Origin of the sequence: Chryseotalea sp. WA131a (genome assembly GCA_025370075.1) — a bacterium.
In the GTDB taxonomy this organism is placed as follows: Bacteria; Bacteroidota; Bacteroidia; order Cytophagales; family Cyclobacteriaceae; genus ELB16-189.
The window spans coordinates 1,900,669-1,919,527 of sequence record CP073016.1 but is presented as its reverse complement, the minus strand read 5'-3'; the positions used below and the strand labels follow the sequence as shown (position 1 = coordinate 1,919,527).

Sequence of the window (18,859 nt, the reverse complement as noted above, 5' to 3'; positions counted from 1 at the left end):
TTGATACAGGGTTAGGTTATTTCAATCCGTCAGCTAGGTAAGGTAGAATGGCCATGTGGCGAGCACGCTTTACGGCCTGCGCTACTTTATTTTGATATTTCCAGCTATTGCCAGTCAATCTGCGAGGAAGGATTTTTCCTTGCTCATTGATGAACTTCAACAAGAAATCAGGATCCTTGTAATCGATGTACTTGATACCGTTTTTCTTAAAACGGCAATACTTTGGTTTGTTTTCCGCACGCTTCACGGATTCGTTCATGAGCGTGGTTGCTTGATGGTTGGTACTCATGTGGTGGCCGCCTCCTTGCGTGCTGCTTGCTTTTTGTTTCTGTTAAATTCTCCTTTGCGTCTGCGCTCGTTGTATAAAACCGAGTGCTTGTCAAGTGCTAAAGTGATAAATCGCATAATCGATTCATCGCGTCTGTACTCGGTCTCCAATGCGTGGATGAGCGATGTGTCTTCTGTCGAAAATTCGATGAGGTTGTAAAAACCGGTGGACTTTTTCTGGATTTCGTAAGCCATTTTCTTAAGTCCCCATTGTTCTACATTGATAACGTTGGCCTTTGCCTTGGTTAGCACCTTCACGAACTTGTCGACAGTATCCTTTGCCTGATCGTCAGACAAAACGGGATTAAGAATGAATACTGTCTCGTAATGTTTCATGAGTTGTTAAATGGTTTTAAAATGAGGCGCGAAGGTAGGGAAATTTGGGGAATTGGCAATGGGCAAAATATAAAAAGTAGGCAGTAGGCAGTCAGCAGTAGCCAATCTGGAGGCTAACAAGCTGTTTTTAACCTAATTATTGCCCATAGTTAAACTTGATTGGGGCTGATTTTGCGTATTGCTAATTGCCTACTGCCTATTTTACCCCAAAAGTTATTCGTTCAAATTCCAATCATAATCGATATGCGAAATCTTAGCTTCAGGCTTGATTTTGATCGTAGAATACGTATTGATGAATTTTCGAACGGAGCCATCGCCTTTGTTGAAATCCATGCCGTACCATTTGAATATCATGCTCAACTGGGGTTTATCTGCCGATATTTTGTTTCGAAACGGATCGGAGAGAAAGGCTTTGGTCTGTTTGGCCAATTGGTCATCAAGGCGGTTGGCATCGTAGGCTTCATTCAATAAAATTGGGCACGATTTGCTGGCGCATACCAATGCCATGTGTACACGTGGATCTTCAAATTGCTTTCTTAGTTTACCATGCTCAATATTGTTCAAATCCATTTTATCTTTTCCGATAAAAATGAATTTGATATCCCACGGAGTATTTACAAAAGGGATTTGAACCTTGCTGCCAATATCCTTGATGCTTTTTACAGGGTAGTATTTGGTAATCAGCTTAATGGTAAAGGCATTGTACGCATTCATCCAGTAGGCCATTTGTTCGTACTTCGACCATGTCTTTTCATCGGGTGGGTTTGCTTGAAGTAGCTTCAGGTAGTTGTTTAGCTCGGTGGAATCTTTAATAAATGCTTTGTAGTTTACCTTTCCATCCCCAGTCACATTCTTTTTTAGTAATCGATCATAGATTTCGTGCGAAGGAGATTTTGGTTGGCCAAAAGAAAAAATGGCGATAAAAGAGAATGCAGCAACGAGTATGATTTTCATGGCAAAGGTTTTTGGTTTGCTGGGATTTATGCATTCTCAACGTCTATTGGATTTATTTGACTTCAAACCCAACCGTTCCAATTTTGTATCCCTCCGCGTATATTTCCACGATGTAGTTTCCTTCTGCGTAGTCGCTTCCTTTTTCGTAAAAGAAGGTTAGTTTCTGCTTGGTGTTATCGAAGAGTATTTCTTGTGCCGCAGTATAAAACTCTTCTTTGTTGTTGAGCATAAATGTGCCACTGCCTCGGGCCACATCAAAAATTACTTGACTGTTGGCATCTATCACCCTGATCAAAATCTTTTTGCCTTCAATGGGTGCTACTTTGTTATCCGCTAAGTTAAACTCCACTTTAAGTTTTTTGAACCACCGATTTTTAAATGGAGCATCACGCTCTTTGCCTTTTTCGTTGAGAGCTTTAACAATAATGTTTTCTGCCTTTAACTGGGAAGCAATGGCTACTTTGCTTGCCAATTCCTTTTTGTTTTTTTCGAGCGATACAATGGAGTCGCTCAGTTTATTTTGCTTGGTTTTGAGTGTTTTGTTTTCGGTAAACAATTCTTTGTTTACTTCTTTTAACTTTTCTATTTCTTGGTCTTTTAGTTTCAGTAACTCTTCATATCCCTCCAAGCGGTCTTTCAATTCAGTGAGTGCTTTGGTACTGCGGGCATTGCTTCTACGCAATTCTTTTTCCACTTCTGCTTTGGCCTTCTTTAAATCTTCCACATCACCACCCAATTTTTGAATTTCCGTAATTTTTTGATCAAGCTCGGCCTTTACATCATTCAACCGCTGCATCGTGCCCGCTAGGTCTTCTTCTGTTGTTACCAGTTGCTGCTTCACTTGCACCTTTTCTTGGTAGTCCAAATAAATTTTTACGCTCTGGATCACAATGATGATGAGCAAAATAACAATGGTAATGGCCGACTTGCTAGACTTTTTGGGGGCAGGACTTGCTGACATAAGTTAAAATAAAAGCTAAATGTAGTGAATTAATCGTTCTCAGGAATAAGAGCAAACAAAGTGCTGTTTATTCAAGGCAGGATCAAAGAAAAGAATGCCACAACGAAATAGATCCATGCTGCCATATACCGTTTGGTGTGCTTTCAGCTCTTTCCATGCCTTGCCCATTTCGGCTGAATGGTAGATGTCATCGATAATCATTACACCTTTATCAGCCATGCGTTTGATCAACCATTCAAAATAACGGAGGGTGGGTTGGTATCGATGATTGGCATCCATAATCACCAAATCAATTTTGGTAGGCAATTGTAAAAATGCGGGTAGAGTGTCGTCAATAGCACCCTCCACTAAATCGATATTTTTTTTATCAAAATATTCAAAATTCGTTAGGGCAATTTTTACCATATCGGGATTGCCTTCAAAGGTGGTCAGGTGCACATTCTCATTGCTGGCCATGTATAACGAAAGGATTCCCATGGAAGTACCCAACTCAATTACTTTTTGACTGCCCATGTAATCCATTAATCGAGCAATTAATTGGCAGAGCGAAGCAGGACTCAAACTAGTGCTGGCCACTTGCGCAATGGTTCGCTGGGCGGTTGTGAAATGACTTGAACGTGCACCTAAATCATTTACCGATAAGATTGCATTGTTGGAAAGTAATTTAGTTCGTACTTGTTCAAATTCTTCAAACTTTTGATGGGGGCTAACACCTTTAATTACTTTCAAATAAAAATCATAAAAAAATGGAGAGTGAATGGAGTGTTCATCTACTTTTAAAAGCCAATGACGCAAAAATGATTTTACGGGAAAGAAATTCACGGCTTCAATTCAACCGGAGCGGAGCAACCATCACAAACTCAGGTATGTTAACATGAAAGTGATGCCCATCCACAATACGTTCCATTTGGTAGGTGCCCACCATTTTGCCAAGGCCGGATTTAAGATTGCAGCCAGAAACATATTGGTGCGATTCGCCCGGCTCCAACAACGGTTGTAATCCAACCACACCTTCACCTTCCACTTCGCGCATGTTGAAGCCTGCATCGTGAATAAACCAATGCCTTCGCATCAATTGAATGGTAAAATCGCTATTGTTGATGATGGTAATTTTGTAGGTAAAGACATAGTGGTGCTGGCTCGGACTAGAGTAGGAGGGTTGATACTCCGTTTCCACAATTACTTTTACGCCTTGGGTAATTTCAGCTACCATGACTTCAAAAATAAGATTTTTTTCTAATTTGTGCTGAAAAGAATTTCCTTACTTAGCCGTAGGGTTAGCTTCGCAATTTTAGCATAAAAGAGCAGATGCAATAATGGATGTAAAAATAGACCCCTCGTGGAAAGAAAGATTAAACAACGAGTTTGAGAAGCCTTACTTTGTTGAACTTACCCAGTTTGTAAAAAGCGAATATGCCCGTCATACCATTTACCCAAAGGCAAAGGATGTTTTTGCGTGCTTTGACCATTGCAAGTTTGACGAGGTGAAGGTGGTGATTCTTGGTCAAGATCCTTATCACGGAGAAGGTCAGGCAAATGGATTGTGTTTTTCGGTGAATGATGGAGTTAAGCCGCCACCCTCGTTGGTAAATGTTTTCAAAGAGATTAAGAATGACGTAGGCAAACCAATCCCAACTTCGGGTAACTTGATGCGATGGGCAGGTCAAGGTGTGTTATTACTGAATGCCACGCTTACGGTTCGTGCTTCTTCGCCTGGTTCGCACCAAAATAAAGGGTGGGAAACTTTTACCGATGCGGCAATAAAAATTTTATCAGATCAGAAAAAGAACTTGGTTTTTGTTTTGTGGGGGGCGTATGCCCAAAAGAAAGGGGAAGTGATTGACCGCAACAAGCATTTAGTGATCGTGTCGCCACACCCTTCACCTTTTTCTGCTGACCGAGGATTTTTCGGTAGCAAACCTTTTAGTAAAGTGAACGAGTATTTGAAGAGTAAGGGGTTGAAGGAGATTGAATGGTGAAGATGGTTTCTAGGTACTGGTTTCTGGATACCAGTACCTAGAAACCAGTATCCAGTACTTAGCAGCAACTAAGCGACCAAGTCTTTCTCTATCATCTTAATCTTTGCACCCAACTCGTTGCTCACTCTTTCAAAATCCGATTTTGACTTTAATACTGACTTAACGCTCACATAGAATTTAATCTTCGGCTCTGTACCAGACGGTCGAACCGAAATTTTGGTTCCATCGGCTGTGTAGAATTGAAGTACATCTGACGAGGGAAGTGAAATAGCATGCTTTTCGTTTGTCAACAAATTCTTTTCTTCACGGGTTTTATAATCGAGTAGGCGCACCACTTTTTCTCCCCCTAGTTGAGTAGGAGGTGCTTCTCTAAATTTCTTCATCATGTCTTTGATTTGTTGCTCACCTTCCGCGCCTTTGCGAACGAGGTTAATCAACCCTTCTTTGTAGAAACCAAATTCCACATACATGGAAAGCAACCAACCATATAATGTTTGGCCATCGTCTTTAGCGGCTGCCGCCATGGCTGCAAAAAATGCACAAGCACTCACGGCATCTTTATCGCGCACAAAATCGCCCACCATATAACCATAACTTTCTTCGCCTGCGGCAATGAATTTTTTCTTGCCATCCAGTTCTCGCATCAACTCCGCGATGTATTTGAATCCCGTTAAGGTATTGTAACACTCAACACCTAACTGCTTGGCCATATCATCCACCAGTTCAGTGGTTACAATTGTTTTAGCGATGTAGGCATTTTGCTTTTGCGAAAGATTTTTCAATACAAACCACATCATCAAGCTAAAGGCCTGGTTTCCATTCAACAGAAAAAATTCTCTCTTATCATTTTTGATTCCAATACCCACTCGGTCTGTATCAGGGTCAGTAGCCATTACCAGTTCAGCATTTAGTTGTTGTGCTTTTTTCAATGCCAACTCCATTGCCGAGTGCTCTTCAGGGTTGGGCGATTGCACCGTAGGGAAGTTTCCGTTGGGTTCGCGTTGCTCCTCCACCACATTCACGTTTTCAAAACCCATTCGCTTCAAACATTCGGGTACCATGGTGATGCCCGCTCCGTGAATACTGGAATACACCAGTGAAATATTTTTCTGTTTTTGGATGCTCTCTTTCTGGGGGATGAGTTGCGTTACTTCTTGGTAGTATGCATTCTCTACGGAAGCATCTACGAATTTTATTTTACTGGTGTTGGCAACAAATTTTATTTGCTCAAAAGAGGTAATAGCCTCTACTTCTTTGATAACATTTTTATCGTGTGGAGGCACTAATTGTGCACCATCGTTCCAATAGGCTTTGTATCCGTTGTATTCTTTTGGATTGTGCGATGCCGTAATCACCACCCCTGAGTGGCATTTCAAATAACGGATGGCAAATGATAGAAGGGGAGTAGGGCGCAGTTCTGGAAAAAGATAAACAGTAATTCCATTAGCAGAAAACACATTGGCGGTAACTTGTGCAAAGTACTGGCTGTTATTTCGGCTGTCATATGCGATGGCCACTTTTATTTCATTGTCGGTAACGCTTTTCTTAAGATAATTAGCAAGGCCTTGTGTAGCAGAACCGATGGTATATTGATTGATGCAGTTGGCACCTACACCCATGATGCCGCGCAAACCACCCGTACCAAATTCTAAGTCCTTATAAAAACTGTCGATGAGATGTTTGGTGTTGCTATCGCCCAATAGTTTTTTGATTTCTTCTTTTGAGTGGTTATCGATGACGGTGCTCGAAAGCCACCGTTCAGCTTTTTGTTTTGATTGTTGTAATAAATCCATGGTTGATTTTGCCGCAAAGGCATTCGTCATTAAAGCATAACTTATTTATAATCTTCTCGGAGGGGATTGAACACATCTAATATTTTACAATCAGTAATGGCGCGCCCTGCGTGCTTTACATTGGATGGAATGGTATAAACCATACCAGGTGCTAGAATGTTTGATTTCCCCTCCACGGTTAATTCAAATTCTCCCTCCAACATGTTCACCACTTGTTCATGAACATGAGAATGCTCCGGCAAAGCGCTTCCTTTTTTGATTTTCCAATAGGCAAATGTCATTCGTTCGCTGTGGATGAACTGGCCTACAAAACCTGGAAAGACTTCTCTGGAGGGTATGTCTTTTAAATTGTGATTCATGTAAAGGGGTTTTTTATGGTAAGTGTGCCTTCAATGATTAGACCGTCCTGCATGTCTTCGGAATAAAGGATTTCACAACCACTATTTAGGGCAGAAGCAACAATTAGACTATCCCAGTAGCTTATAGAATATTTTGAATAAATATCGAACGAAGTGGTAATAGTCGCTTCATCAATTAAAACTAGGTTTAATCGATTAATTAGAAAGTTTGCATGAGAAAATGTTTTTTCCTTTGTGAATTTAAATTTCTTAAGGCAAACGTTTACATTTTCATTAACTACTTGAGTGCTAATGATTGATTCTAAGCTTAGCAGCGAAACAGCCCTTTCTTTCTTAGCCTTATCTTCTCCTACTAAATATAAGACTACATTACTATCAAAGAAGCACTTACGGGCGGTCGTAGAGCTCATCGCGATTAAATTTGTAGTTCGATAAATCTACATTAAAGTTGGAATAGAAATCAGCAATCTCCTTACGCCATTCATCAATGTCAATGCCTTTAGCCTGTACAGATTCTTCTTCCGATGGAAGAATAATAACATCCACTTCTTTTGGGTTAAAGTATTTGGGTAGATTAACCGTGATTGTTTGGTTTGAGTTCTTTACTCTTCTCTTTCTAATTGCTTCCATAAATCAAAATTACAAATTCCCCCTCAATTCCTGCTCATGCTCGATGGCTTCAAATAATGCCTTAAAATTTCCTTTACCAAATGATTTGGCTCCGTTGCGCTCAATGATTTCAAAAAATAATGTAGGCCTGTCTTGCACAGGCTTAGAGAATATCTGAAGTAAATATCCCTCCTCATCTCGGTCAATTAAGATGTTGAGTTTTTGTAGTTCCTTCCAATCTTCGTTGATGTGCCCAACGCGTTCTTTCACATCGTTGTAATAGACTTCGGGCACGTGCAGAAATTCTACACCTCGTTTTTTCAATTCACTTACAGTATAAATGATATCATCCGTGGCGATGGCGATGTGCTGTACCCCTGCGCCTTTGTAAAAATCCAAGTATTCTTCTATTTGCGATTTCTTTTTTCCGCTGGCTGGTTCGTTGATGGGGAATTTGATGTACCCATTTCCATTCGATACCACTTTGCTCATGAGAGAACTATACTCAGTGGAAATATCTTTGTCATCAAAGGTGATGAGCAGTTTAAAGCCCATCACATCTTCGTAAAATTTCACCCACTTATTCATGTGGCCGAGCTCAACGTTTCCCACGCAGTGGTCAACATGTTTCAGCCCAATAGGCATTGCCTTGAAAATACTTTTTGCAGGTTTGTATCCCGGCAAAAAGACACCTTTGTAGTTTTTACGCTCCACGAACGTGTGAATGGTATCGCCATAGGTTTTAATAGAAGAGATTACCACTTCACCATTTTCGTCACTTAGTTTTTTAGGTTCAGCGGCAACTTCTGCTCCGCGCAAAATCGTTTCTTGAAATGACTTGGTGGCATCCTCTACCCACAGGGCCAAAACTTTCACACCATCACCATGTTTTTGCACATGACGATTGATCTCGGTGTCCGGCAACAAGGAGGAGGTTAGCACAAAGCGAATTTTGTGTTGCTTCAATACATAGGAGGCACGATCCCTCACGCCAGTTTCGGGGCCAGCATAGGCTACCAATTCAAAACCAAAGCAATGTTGGTAAAAGAGCGATGCTTGCTTGGCGTTGCCTACATAAAATTCAATGTGGTCTGTGCCGTTGATGGGGAGGAAGTCGTCTTGTGACATAAAATATTAGTGTCTGGTTTAAGGCTTCATGCTGCATGCCTCGCTGCTTTGATTGACAGCATTTCTTAGGTAAAATTAGCAATTCCCTTGTTTTTATTTTTACTTTCGGCAATCTTGACAAAAATTTCATCTATGGACATCCAAGCTCTCGACCAAGCAGTACTAGAGATTGCCCTCAAACGCAACGAACTGAAGAAAATTGACTATAACAATCCCAAATACGATGATCTTGAGGAAGTACTTCATGACTTGGAAGATGAGTTTCTGGATAATTATGGCGATGAAATGGAGAAGATTTTGCAAGAAGTGCACGACAAACTTTGCCCTGATACGGATATTTTGCTACCCATTGCCTACATGGCCAAAGCCTATACTGTTACCGACAAAAATGAATTTTCAGTAACCACCTCGGAAGGCGTGTTTGTGGAGGTTGACTCTTTACCAGGCAAAGACACTAAGTTGGTGATTGTGCCCAACCCGCTTCGAATTGTATTAAATCTAAAAGACAAGCAGCAGGTGGTGTGGGTAGGAAAGTAAGTTAACTAAACCCCAACTTCCCTCTAACCTTTGTCAGCACTTTGTTAGCAATTACTTTAGCTTTATCCTCACTGGTCTTTAATTTCTTCTCCAACTCTGGTAAATTGCTCATGTAAAAGTTAAAAGCCTCACGCTCTTTAGCATACTTGGCAATGATCAAATCAAACAACTCTTGCTTGGCATGACCGTAACCAAAATTACCGGCCAAGTATTTTTGTTTGAGTACTTCGGTTTGTTCAGGTGTAGCCACTAATTTGTAGATACCAAATACATTGTCTGTATCTGGATTTTTTGGCGCTTCCATCGAGGTACTGTCCGTAACAATAGACATAATCTGCTTGCGCAATTCTTTGTCGGGCAAAAAGATGTCGATGATGTTGCCATACGATTTACTCATCTTTTGTCCATCTGTTCCAGGTATGGTCATTACACTTTCTTCAATGCGCGCTTCTGGCACCACAAACATTTCGCCATACAAGTTATTGAAGCTCGTGGCAATGTCGCGGGCCATTTCCAAATGTTGTCGCTGATCTTTGCCAACAGGCACAAAATGGGCATCGTATAAAATAATATCAGCGGTCATCAGCACGGGGTAGGTAAACAACCCGGCATTTACATCCGCCAGCCTTTCTGACTTGTCTTTGAACGAATGTGCATTGGCCAACATGGGGAAAGGCGTAAAGCAACTGAGATACCAAGCCAGTTCCGTTACTTCGGGGATGCGGCTCTGCCGATAGAGAAGGTTTTTTTTCGTATCAAATCCAAACGCCAGCCACGCGGATGCCACTGCGTTTACGTTATCAATCCGTTGCTTCGCGTCTTTTATAGAAGTAAGTGAGTGTAAATCGGCAATAAAGAAAAATGATTCGTTGCCTGCTTGTTGCGAAAGCTTAATAGCAGGTACGATGGCACCCAGCAAGTTACCAAGATGTGGCCTGCCACTACTTTGTATTCCGGTAAGTATTCGAGACATATGGGCAAAGATAGATTTTAGATTTGTGATTTTAGATTTTAGATTTGTGAATTATAGGGTAAATCTGGTAAGATGAAAAGATGGTTGTTGATGTGTATTGTGGCTTGCCCCATTTTTGGATGGTCGCAGTTGGCAGAGCCCATTCAGTTCATCGAGAAAGTTCACGACTTTGGTGAGATACTAGAAGTTAATGGTTTGGCGGTTTTTGATTTTACATTCACTAACCGTGCCACGCGACCAGTAAAAATATTAACCGTACAGCCTTCGTGTGGCTGCACAATCCCCGACTGGACTAAGCAGCAAACACCTCCGGGAAAAACAGGCTTTATTCGTGTAAGCTATAACCCCAAAGACCGCCCCGGATATTTTGATAAAACCCTTTCCATCACTACAGATTTTGATGCCAGTCCGATTATTCTTCGCATAAAGGGCAATGTGGTAACAGCCAAAACAACCAATACGCCATACGATTTGTTAATTGAGAATGGCCATTTGCTTTTTCGGAATACCTCTTTTAATGTGGGCAAAGTTTTTATTAACAAAGAACCGATGTCTGCCGAATTCCCAACGTTCAATAAAGGAAAAGACACCATCAAAATTTTAGCTGTAATTGCCCCGACACATATCAAGGTGCAAATTCCGGCTAAAGTTTTTCCCTCCACGCAAGTGAAAATAAAAATCACCTATGATGCGCAACTAAAAAATCAATACGGGTTTCTTTCCGATAACATTGTTTTTAAAACCAATGATGAATCGCAACCGGATAAATCATTTTCGGTGTATGCCACAGTGGAAGAAGCTTTTCCTACTCTTTCCCCCGATGAGCAGACGAAAGCCGCTGCGTTTAAGTTAGAAAATTATTCGGTTGACATGGGTACAATTAAACCGGGTATTGTTGCTAATCTTACTATCTCGTATCGCAATAGTGGAAAAAAACCTTTGATCATTCGTCATATGCAAAGCAACTGTACGTGTTTAACGATTAAGCCTGAAGCCAAAAATCTGCAGCCTGGAGAAGTGGCACAATTGCAAATCAGTTTCGATCCAACAGGTAGAGAAGGCTTACAGAACAAAGCGATTACAATTTACTCTACTGACCCGTTTAACCCCGTGCAACGATTGATGATTAAGTTGGTGATCGAATAAGGGGTGACTTCCAAACTGGACTTAACGAATAAAAATTTTTTTGCAAACCCTGTTAAACAGGCGGATTTCTATTTTACTCAGTTTAACGCAACCGATGGACAATACTTTTATCTATTGAAAATTCAAGTTGTTCCAACGGTAAGAGATTCATCTCAATTCCGATTAAGGATTTCCGTCCGCGTTGGTGTTATTCACCAAAGCGCAAGGTGTCAGTTGCTGGGGGATGATCCGTTGGTACCCGTTGGGGTTCAAAAGGTATATCGGTGTTGTTGAACGGCAATCAGTACTCGAGATAAGATTTTTAGGACGCAGAGAAAAAGTAACCGAGTGCTGATAGGTCAATTGATTCAAACCAAAAATTTCTTTAACGGAATTGATTTTTTTTTTAGTCGCAGTAATATTGGAAGTATGCTCCATTTATTACATGAGTTGTTTTTGGGTAATGAATCGTATGACAAAAGCGGCATGAATTTAGAACTTTCTGCACGTTTCTTGTCTATCTCCATTTTACCCAAGTTAGCGCAGGCGGTTGTTCATCGACTGGACTGGATATAGATGACTGGAGGTTACTACATTTGTTTTTTAAGCTAAATTGATTTCATGATTCGTGCTTTTGTTTTTTGTCTCCTGCTTGTTATTCCATTCGCTGTTTCATTCGCACAAAAAGATACTTGGGTAGAAGTGAACGATGGCTTCGCCAAATGTGCTGCGATCGGCCAAAGTGCTGGCTACGCTGGCTGGGAACGTGATGATTTTCAGGTCAATAACATGATTCATCTCCGTGGCGAGGTATACGCCTCCCTCGAGTATGGTTTAAATGGGTCCAACACTACATCGTGCAGCGGTGGCCTATTCAGGCATGATACGTTGCGCGCCAAATGGACTAAGGTAGCAGAGAAGCCGCTCAATAGTCTGCAGTTGGTTACCAATGGCACTACCCTCTACATGCTGGATAGAGGCGAGGTATATGAATTTACAAAAGATTATTCAGCCCACCCTACTGGCTGGAAAAAAATCAGCGCGGCCAAGCTTACCAAATCATCCGTGTTCGGTTCATGTTCAGAAGGCAATCCTGCAGATGGCTATCAATTTCAAAACTCAGAGGCCATTGGCGACACGATTTATACAGTATTGGAAAGTGGTAAAGTGGGGTGCTGGAATTACAATCAAATTGGCAAGTTCAGTACAGTCTCAGGTCAATGGACTTTTGATAGATTTGGTCCCTATCCGCACCAACTGATGAGTGCGTCAAACATCAAGAGCTATAAGCTGGTATTTGCCGACCGCATCGGTGGCATTTTCAAATACTTTGTTTCATATACACGCTGGGGGCAGGAGAAATGTATCCCTAACTACCTGTGGGTATGGGTCCCTCGCTCGCAAAAATGGGAGAACGTTTCGGAAGGTGTAAGCTGGAAAAACATGACCGGCAACAGCAATCCCGAGAGCTGTGTCAATCCAAGTAAGCCACCTATCAACTGGGGGCCGAGCGGTGGATGGACAGCCAGTTGGGACAAACGCGATATCTATGCTTCATCTGAAACAGGCGTGTATCGATGGGAGGGAGACAAGTTTTATTATATAGCCTCTTACTGGGGCAATGCAGGCATTTACCCAACAGCCAACGGCATTTTTACTTTACCACGCGGTGAGATATTAAAATTAAACCCCACCACCAATGTGCCCATAGCTGAACTTTTTGATGTGGCGTGCGTCCACAACACTTTGCGCCATTTCACCTCGCCTGATAACGGCAAGACGCTGTATGTGGTAAAAGATGGAATGAAAGACCCACAGGTATGCGATTGGCAAACAGACAAGAGCGCACAGCTTGGCATCTATCGGTTGACGTTCGACCCCGACAAACCGGCCAAAACAAGAAACCTGCATGTGGAAACAGCTACCTACGTGGGTGGTGCAGGAGACAACACGCCTATTAACACCGGTGTCGCGGGCAGCCACCATGTTTTTGTGGCCGGCAATTTTAGTGAAGTAAAAGCACCGAGGCCATTTATCGTCAAGAATTTTAATGGCGCAACTGCCAGTAGTAGAGGTCGCGTGATTCACTTCAACACGTTTGGCGATACCATCATCAGCGTAACCAACTTGGGCAATCAGATTGATGATTATGAAGTGCAGAATTTTGGTCAGTACAGAATGGTGGTAGGTGGCGATTTCGGGGTTTCTGTTTTGGATTCTACAGGTATGAATCAACTATGGAATGTTCCACCATCCAGTCTGTGGGGTTCGGGCGAAATCAATGTTGATATTGACGATAACGGTCACGTGGTAGTCCTTCGCAGCAAGCAATTTAAAGTATTCAATGCCAATGGCGTTTCCTTATCGGGATTGGTTACGCTCACCGATAATTATGTGAATGACATTACCATCAAACGAGATTCCGTTTATGTGACTGGTTTTAATAATGGCACGCTCGATGGCATCACTTGTGACCTAGCCGACCCGTTCAATGGATTGCCCGTGCAGTCGGCTTTTATAAAAGCATACGCATTAGTAGCAGGTAATCTAAGCTTTATCTTTAAAACATTTGGTTTTGCAGGAAGCGAACTGGGTAAAGATGAAGCTGATACACGGGGATACCGAATCAATGTTGGAAAAGATGGCAAACTGTATTTCCTTGGCGAGGCGGCCGGTGGCAATAGCGTATTTCGGTGGAATGGAAAAGAAACCATTGCCAACAATGGGTGCACGAACCCGCCAACCAAACTAGTGACCTTTGATAATTTCAACACGCCCTTCAATACAAAATCGGCACACATTGCTTTTTTCTGTACAGTAAATCCCCGCACGGGTGAAGTAGAGCGCGGCCAATACATTATTCCACGTTTGTCAAGTGGTGTCAGCAACTCTTACCGCATCAAAGATGGCTACATCCATGCTGACCAAAAAGGGTATGTATATATTGGCGGGGCTTCGGCCGCTCAGTTTGCAGACCGTGATGTACAGCATTTGAATGGGATATTGGTGGACAAGTATGCTGGTGGAGATATGGTAGTGCTCATCGTAAATCCTGATTACAGCATTCGGACTTTCTGGGGAACATTTTCAGATGAATTGGGAACGGGTGTGATAAGAGGTTTCGGTATTCGCGACAACATCATTAGCACGATTGGTGAAACAAGCAAAGGCAAAATGATTACAGGTGGAACAATCAACGGAAACTTTCAAAAAAGCAATGCCTTAAACCCTGAACCGTTCAATTTGGATATGACCGACACCAATCCATTGAATGATTCCTACCTCGCGGTATGGTACCAAGATGTTTGGCGGCAGGCACCGAAGGACACGCTGGAAGAGCGCAAGATTGATAGCAATCCCGTAATCGATGAAGAAGCTGCGAACTACCGCGCAAACTTTGAAGCCACTTTCACAACAGCATGCGTGGGGGGCTCGATAACATTTACGAATACATCCGTGGGCGATTCTACCAACTGGGTTTGGAATTTTGGAGAGGGTGCCTCGCTATCGCCTAACACTTTTGGAAAAGGCCCATTTACGGTAAGCTACTCCACACCAGGTTTGAAGACCGTAAAATTGAATGTGCTGCTCAAAACCAACGTGAGCGATTACGAGCAAAAATATAATTACATCAATGTGTTACCGGCAGACCAAGCACTAGCTGCCATACAGGGCCCTGATTTACTCTGCAGCGGAACAAAGGCAATCTATCGTGTTGACCCTGTATTTGGTGTAGATGAATATACTTGGACAGTGCCAGCCGGAGTAACCATTTTGCAAGGGCAAGGCAGTGCGTCCATTGAAGTGGCATGGGGTAGTGCAGCGGGTACGATTTCAGTGGCGGCAAAAACACCCTGTGGCAATACCGCACCGCAGCAAAAGTCAGTGAATGTGATACCCATCACAGAAAAGACGGTCATATTGGTGGTGGGTGATGAGACGCTCAGTGCAAGTGACCAATCCATTAAAAATAGAGTAGAAACACTAGGATATTCTGTGCTGCCTATTGCCGATGAAAAAATAAACGAAGCGCATGGCAGTTGTGCCGCCATGATTATTATTTCGGCTTCATCCGACCCGCTTTTAATCAACTACCAACTTCTCAATGCAACTGTTCCCATCATTTCCTATTTGGGTTCTTTGTTTGATGAGCTCGGCCTTACTAATGGCACCACCGATGTTCATTTGGGCACGCAGCTCAACCAAACGCAGTTAAACATGGTTGACAACACGCACGAACTTGGTAAAGGACTAACCACCGGAGATGTGACGGTGTACACCAATCCCCATTCGGTAAACTGGGGCAAGCCCGCAACAGCAGGCATTGTAATAGCTACCATCAAAGGCACACCTGAAAAAATTTCTATTGTAGGATACGAGCAAGGCACAGCCCTATTCGGGCTCACCTCACCTGCCAGAAGGGTTGGTTTTTATATGAGCAATGAAGGTGTTTTGGATTTAACCACAGATGGTATTAAACTCTTAGAGCAAGCAATCTGTTGGGCAACGTATAGCTGCCCTACCGATGTGACCGTTGAAACACTGGCCTTAACCACTAGCTCTTATTGTCCGGGAAGTGAAATAAATGTCCCGTTCACGGCAACGGGAACTTTTGACACGCGGAATATTTTCACTGCGCAACTTTCAAACCGCGATGGTAATTTCACTGCGCCAATTGTAATTGGCACGTTGGCCGGAACAACATCGGGAGTGATTGTTGGAAAAATTCCTACTAATGTTTTGGCAGGAACAAATTATAAGGTGCGCGTTGTATCGAGCAGCCCCTCTTTCAAAGGAATCATTAGCTCTACTACTATTTTTATTCAAGCACGGCCATCCAATCCATCCATGATTAGCGGTAATGCATTGGCATGTAGCGGCTCTACCGTTCAATCATATACCGTTGATGAAGTGCCAGGCGCTACATCTTATACGTGGGACATTCCATTGGGCACATCCATGGCGGGGTTCCCCAACCAAACAACCGTTACAACCATAAGCCGAACAGTAACCATTGATTTTGGAACGGGAACGAGCAATTCTATTTTGGTGTATGCAAACAATGCGTGCGGCAAAAGTGAAGAGCCCGCCCGATTGTTGGTTGAAATCACTGGAAAGCCACCCGCAAAACCCGCTGCCATGGTGGGCAATACAGTGGTCTGTCCTAACACACAAGACGAAGTCTATTCTGTTTCTCCAGTTGCGTTTGCGAGCAGCTATAGCTGGACGTTATCATCGGGCTTAACAGGAACGTCTGCTACTAATTCCATCGAAGTGGATTTTAATGGCACAGGCACTGTTACGCTAAGCGTAAAGGCAATAGGCGCATGTGGCGAAAGCGAGGCACAAAGCCTAACCGTTACTATCAACCCAGATTGCAATTTGGCCGATGCTGATTTTAGTTCAACTACTACGGTTTGCACAAATACACCCGTTACGTTTACCGATGCTTCCGTTGGGGCAACATCATGGACGTGGAATTTTGGTGATGGCGCTGTGCCAGCAAGCATTAGTGGGTTTGGCGCTGCCAAAACACCACCGTCAGTGATTTACACTACACCCGGTTTAAAAACGGTAACGCTCATCATCAATGAAGGCACCTCATTTGAAAATAAAGAAACAAAAGTCGAATACATAACGGTATCGCCTAAGCCTCTCTTGCCATCGATTATACAAAGTTCGGGCAATGCCATTGCGTGCGGCAATTCAAGTACCGTTAATTTCAGTATTTCTGCCGTGCAATATGCCGATGCCGACAAGTATCTTTGGAAGTTGCCCACCGGTGCCACTGGCAGCTCTACCACCACTATCATTGATGTTGATTTTACGGCCGCTGCAAGTGGATATGTTTCCGTAGCAGGCGTGAACCAATGCGGCCCAGGCCCTCAAAGTTCCTATTATGTACAGTTGAATTCCCTAACGGAAAATCCAAAGCCCATTGTCGGGCCAATAGAGGTCTGCGCAAATGCAATGGGCATTACGTATGAAATACCCGTGGTAAAAGATGCAACGAGCTATATATGGCAAATGAGTTCAGGCGTAACGGGTACCTCCACCACCCATGTAATCTCCCTCGACTTTACGAGTGCAGGTGTAAAAAGCATTAGCGTGAAAGCCAGCAATGGATGCACCGAAAGTGCTGCGGCCACGATAGATGTTACGGTTTTACCTGGTTCGGCCATCTTGAACACATCTATCGCAGGTCCTGAATTGATTTGTGCAGGCACTACGCAAGTGAGTTATAGCATTCCGCCTGTCGTTGGTGCCACCACCTACAACTGGGTATTGCCCAGCGGTGCCAGCGGCTCATCCACCACAAATACCATCGCAGTCAACTTTGCCAATCCGCTTACTGGAAAAATAAGTGTTTCGGCAGTACTCACCTGCGGAGCAAGTTCCTCGGTTGAATTGCCCATCACGGTGGAGGAAGGAAATTCAACACCGCCAGATATCTTGGGGCCTGCGGCTGTTTGTCCAAGTCAAACCGGAGTAGTGTATGAAGTAACACCCGATACCAATGAATATCGCTGGACATTGCCAGAGGGTGCAACAGGCAGCTCAACCAGCAACGCAATAACTGTTGACTTTGGCACCACCCTAGCTGGCAGCTTAAGCGTATCGGGCGTTTATGCCTGTGGCGTAGGTGCGCCAGCTACTCTTGCCATTGCATTGTTGGAAAGTACTCCGCTATTGGGCAACATCAGTGGCAAAGGGCGCCTTTGTCCGCAAGCCGCGAATGAATCCTACACTGTTGAACCTTTAGAAGGTGTTACCCAATATATTTGGACGTTGCCCCAAGGTGCAGTGGGCACATCTACCTCCTCCATTATCAACATCGATTTTTCTGCTGCCCAAAGTGGAGACCTTTCGGTGAAGGGCGTGACGGGTTGTGGATTTACCACGGTGAGTACATTGCCTATTGTGATAGCGAATGGAGATAATTCAAAAACCAAGCTGGTGGGAGAAACAATCATTTGCCCTAACACTACGCAAGTTCGATATGCCGTTGAAGGCATTTCGAATGTTCTCAATTACACTTGGGCATTGCCGCTGCATGCTGTAGGTTCAAGCACGGGCTCATTTATCCTAATTGATTTTGGTGCACTTATTCAGTCTTCAAAAATTGACGTAATGGCCACCATGGAATGCGGTGCCCCGATTTTACTCAGCTTACCTATTACAGTGCCAGAACCAATTGGCTCACCCTCCTTCATTGACGGAAACAATTTTGTTTGCAAAGAATCACAAACCGATTATCGCATTGAGCCCATCAAAAATGCGATTGAATACCGATGGACACTACCCGTTGGGGCAACGGCCTCGGGGGCGACAAATACAAACACGATTACGTTGCGCGTAAAGCGAGAACTGTCCGGTGACTTATGTGTTCGTGCCGTGGGCACTTGTGGCGAAGGCGAACCGGTTTGCTTGCCCATTACCCTCAACACCGACCCGAAAGGAGAGTGCGAGGTTTTTGTTCCCAATGCGTTCAGCCCCAACAATGACGGAAGCAATGAGGTATGGCAAATAAGTGGATTGAAGAACTATACCAACATCAGCGTAAAAGTATTTAACAGATGGGGAAGTTTAGTCTATGATAAGACGAGCTACGATTCACCTTGGGATGGAACGGTAAGCGGTAAGAAGCTGGCTTCAGGTACTTACTACTACATCATTGTGCTAGATGATGAGGAGCCGCGCAAAGGTTCTCTTAGTATCTTGTATGATAACAATTGATAAATAGATTTTGAAACTTAACTGAAGCATTTACTCTAACA

17 protein-coding genes are annotated in these 18,859 nt (G+C 43.2%); 5 read left to right on the top strand and 12 right to left on the bottom strand.

Annotated features, from left to right (window positions below):
- Positions 1–16 precede the first annotated feature (16 nt).
- The 6 genes from KA713_08615 to apaG all read right to left on the bottom strand — a co-directional run bounded on the left by KA713_08615 (position 17) and on the right by apaG (position 3,791).
- Positions 17–259, bottom strand: a complete 243-nt coding sequence (locus KA713_08615) for a 30S ribosomal protein S18 (protein ID UXE68616.1) — start codon at positions 257–259, stop codon at positions 17–19.
- Between the two features lie 26 nt (positions 260–285).
- A complete protein-coding gene (locus KA713_08610; protein UXE68615.1) occupies positions 286–663 on the bottom strand; it encodes a 30S ribosomal protein S6 in 378 nt (125 codons plus the stop codon).
- 213 nt (positions 664–876) lie between these two features.
- Positions 877–1,617 carry a DUF547 domain-containing protein gene (locus tag KA713_08605; protein UXE68614.1) on the bottom strand — a complete coding sequence of 247 codons (741 nt, stop codon included), beginning with the start codon at positions 1,615–1,617 and terminating at the stop codon, positions 877–879.
- 52 nt (positions 1,618–1,669) lie between these two features.
- A complete protein-coding gene (locus KA713_08600; GenBank protein UXE68613.1) occupies positions 1,670–2,578 on the bottom strand; it encodes a chromosome segregation protein SMC in 909 nt (302 codons plus the stop codon).
- A 39-nt stretch (positions 2,579–2,617) separates the two neighbouring features.
- Complete coding sequence (locus KA713_08595; protein UXE68612.1) at positions 2,618–3,400, bottom strand: class I SAM-dependent methyltransferase; 783 nt, start codon at positions 3,398–3,400, stop codon at positions 2,618–2,620.
- A gap of 4 nt (positions 3,401–3,404) precedes the next feature.
- Positions 3,405–3,791, bottom strand: coding sequence for a Co2+/Mg2+ efflux protein ApaG (apaG, locus tag KA713_08590; protein ID UXE68611.1), 387 nt, complete (start codon positions 3,789–3,791; stop codon positions 3,405–3,407).
- Between the two features lie 103 nt (positions 3,792–3,894).
- Here apaG and KA713_08585 point away from each other — a divergent pair, with 103 nt between their 5' ends.
- Positions 3,895–4,557 (top strand): uracil-DNA glycosylase, encoded by a 663-nt coding sequence (locus tag KA713_08585; protein UXE68610.1) that lies wholly within the window; start codon positions 3,895–3,897, stop codon positions 4,555–4,557.
- A 68-nt stretch (positions 4,558–4,625) separates the two neighbouring features.
- Here KA713_08585 and KA713_08580 read toward each other — a convergent pair whose 3' ends face one another.
- The 5 genes from KA713_08580 to hppD are packed head-to-tail and all read right to left on the bottom strand — an operon-like array spanning position 4,626 to position 8,446.
- Positions 4,626–6,350 (bottom strand): phospho-sugar mutase, encoded by a 1,725-nt coding sequence (locus KA713_08580; GenBank protein UXE68609.1) that lies wholly within the window; start codon positions 6,348–6,350, stop codon positions 4,626–4,628.
- A 41-nt stretch (positions 6,351–6,391) separates the two neighbouring features.
- A complete protein-coding gene (locus KA713_08575) occupies positions 6,392–6,709 on the bottom strand; it encodes a cupin domain-containing protein (GenBank protein ID UXE68608.1) in 318 nt (105 codons plus the stop codon).
- A complete protein-coding gene (locus KA713_08570) occupies positions 6,706–7,119 on the bottom strand; it encodes a PIN domain-containing protein (GenBank protein UXE68607.1) in 414 nt (137 codons plus the stop codon). The genes KA713_08575 and KA713_08570 overlap by 4 nt, the downstream gene beginning before the upstream one ends.
- Positions 7,097–7,339, bottom strand: coding sequence for a hypothetical protein (locus KA713_08565; GenBank protein ID UXE68606.1), 243 nt, complete (start codon positions 7,337–7,339; stop codon positions 7,097–7,099). The genes KA713_08570 and KA713_08565 overlap by 23 nt, the downstream gene beginning before the upstream one ends.
- Before the next feature lie 9 nt (positions 7,340–7,348).
- The gene (hppD, locus tag KA713_08560) at positions 7,349–8,446 is read right to left on the bottom strand and encodes a 4-hydroxyphenylpyruvate dioxygenase (protein UXE68605.1); all 1,098 of its coding nucleotides are present in this window, start codon (positions 8,444–8,446) and stop codon (positions 7,349–7,351) included.
- Between the two features lie 132 nt (positions 8,447–8,578).
- On the opposite strand from hppD, the gene KA713_08555 reads away from it, so the two are divergent.
- Positions 8,579–8,983 carry a hypothetical protein gene (locus tag KA713_08555; protein UXE68604.1) on the top strand — a complete coding sequence of 135 codons (405 nt, stop codon included), beginning with the start codon at positions 8,579–8,581 and terminating at the stop codon, positions 8,981–8,983.
- Between the two features lies 1 nt (position 8,984).
- On the opposite strand, the gene trpS is transcribed toward KA713_08555, so the two are convergent.
- A complete protein-coding gene (gene trpS, locus KA713_08550) occupies positions 8,985–9,956 on the bottom strand; it encodes a tryptophan--tRNA ligase (protein UXE68603.1) in 972 nt (323 codons plus the stop codon).
- Between the two features lie 72 nt (positions 9,957–10,028).
- Between trpS and KA713_08545 the strand changes: the two genes are divergently transcribed.
- From KA713_08545 to KA713_08535, 3 genes are all read left to right on the top strand, one after another.
- Positions 10,029–11,102, top strand: coding sequence for a DUF1573 domain-containing protein (locus KA713_08545; GenBank protein UXE68602.1), 1,074 nt, complete (start codon positions 10,029–10,031; stop codon positions 11,100–11,102).
- Between the two features lie 408 nt (positions 11,103–11,510).
- Complete coding sequence (locus tag KA713_08540; protein UXE68601.1) at positions 11,511–11,657, top strand: hypothetical protein; 147 nt, start codon at positions 11,511–11,513, stop codon at positions 11,655–11,657.
- A 45-nt stretch (positions 11,658–11,702) separates the two neighbouring features.
- Positions 11,703–18,818 (top strand): gliding motility-associated C-terminal domain-containing protein, encoded by a 7,116-nt coding sequence (locus tag KA713_08535; protein ID UXE68600.1) that lies wholly within the window; start codon positions 11,703–11,705, stop codon positions 18,816–18,818.
- Positions 18,819–18,859 lie beyond the last annotated feature (41 nt).

Excerpts from the sequence above, each read along its gene's own strand:
- KA713_08615 (UXE68616.1), bottom strand. The coding sequence starts at position 259 with ATGAACGAATCCGTGAAGCGTGCGGAAAACAAACCAAAGTATTGCCGT.
- KA713_08610 (UXE68615.1), bottom strand. The coding sequence starts at position 663 with ATGAAACATTACGAGACAGTATTCATTCTTAATCCCGTTTTGTCTGAC.
- KA713_08605 (UXE68614.1), bottom strand. The coding sequence starts at position 1,617 with ATGAAAATCATACTCGTTGCTGCATTCTCTTTTATCGCCATTTTTTCT.
- KA713_08600 (UXE68613.1), bottom strand. The coding sequence starts at position 2,578 with ATGTCAGCAAGTCCTGCCCCCAAAAAGTCTAGCAAGTCGGCCATTACC.
- apaG (UXE68611.1), bottom strand. The coding sequence starts at position 3,791 with ATGGTAGCTGAAATTACCCAAGGCGTAAAAGTAATTGTGGAAACGGAG.
- KA713_08585 (UXE68610.1), top strand. The coding sequence starts at position 3,895 with ATGGATGTAAAAATAGACCCCTCGTGGAAAGAAAGATTAAACAACGAG.
- KA713_08580 (UXE68609.1), bottom strand. The coding sequence starts at position 6,350 with ATGGATTTATTACAACAATCAAAACAAAAAGCTGAACGGTGGCTTTCG.
- KA713_08575 (UXE68608.1), bottom strand. The coding sequence starts at position 6,709 with ATGAATCACAATTTAAAAGACATACCCTCCAGAGAAGTCTTTCCAGGT.
- KA713_08570 (UXE68607.1), bottom strand. The coding sequence starts at position 7,119 with ATGAGCTCTACGACCGCCCGTAAGTGCTTCTTTGATAGTAATGTAGTC.
- KA713_08565 (UXE68606.1), bottom strand. The coding sequence starts at position 7,339 with ATGGAAGCAATTAGAAAGAGAAGAGTAAAGAACTCAAACCAAACAATC.
- hppD (UXE68605.1), bottom strand. The coding sequence starts at position 8,446 with ATGTCACAAGACGACTTCCTCCCCATCAACGGCACAGACCACATTGAA.
- KA713_08555 (UXE68604.1), top strand. The coding sequence starts at position 8,579 with ATGGACATCCAAGCTCTCGACCAAGCAGTACTAGAGATTGCCCTCAAA.
- trpS (UXE68603.1), bottom strand. The coding sequence starts at position 9,956 with ATGTCTCGAATACTTACCGGAATACAAAGTAGTGGCAGGCCACATCTT.
- KA713_08545 (UXE68602.1), top strand. The coding sequence starts at position 10,029 with ATGAAAAGATGGTTGTTGATGTGTATTGTGGCTTGCCCCATTTTTGGA.
- KA713_08540 (UXE68601.1), top strand. The coding sequence starts at position 11,511 with ATGCTCCATTTATTACATGAGTTGTTTTTGGGTAATGAATCGTATGAC.
- KA713_08535 (UXE68600.1), top strand. The coding sequence starts at position 11,703 with ATGATTCGTGCTTTTGTTTTTTGTCTCCTGCTTGTTATTCCATTCGCT.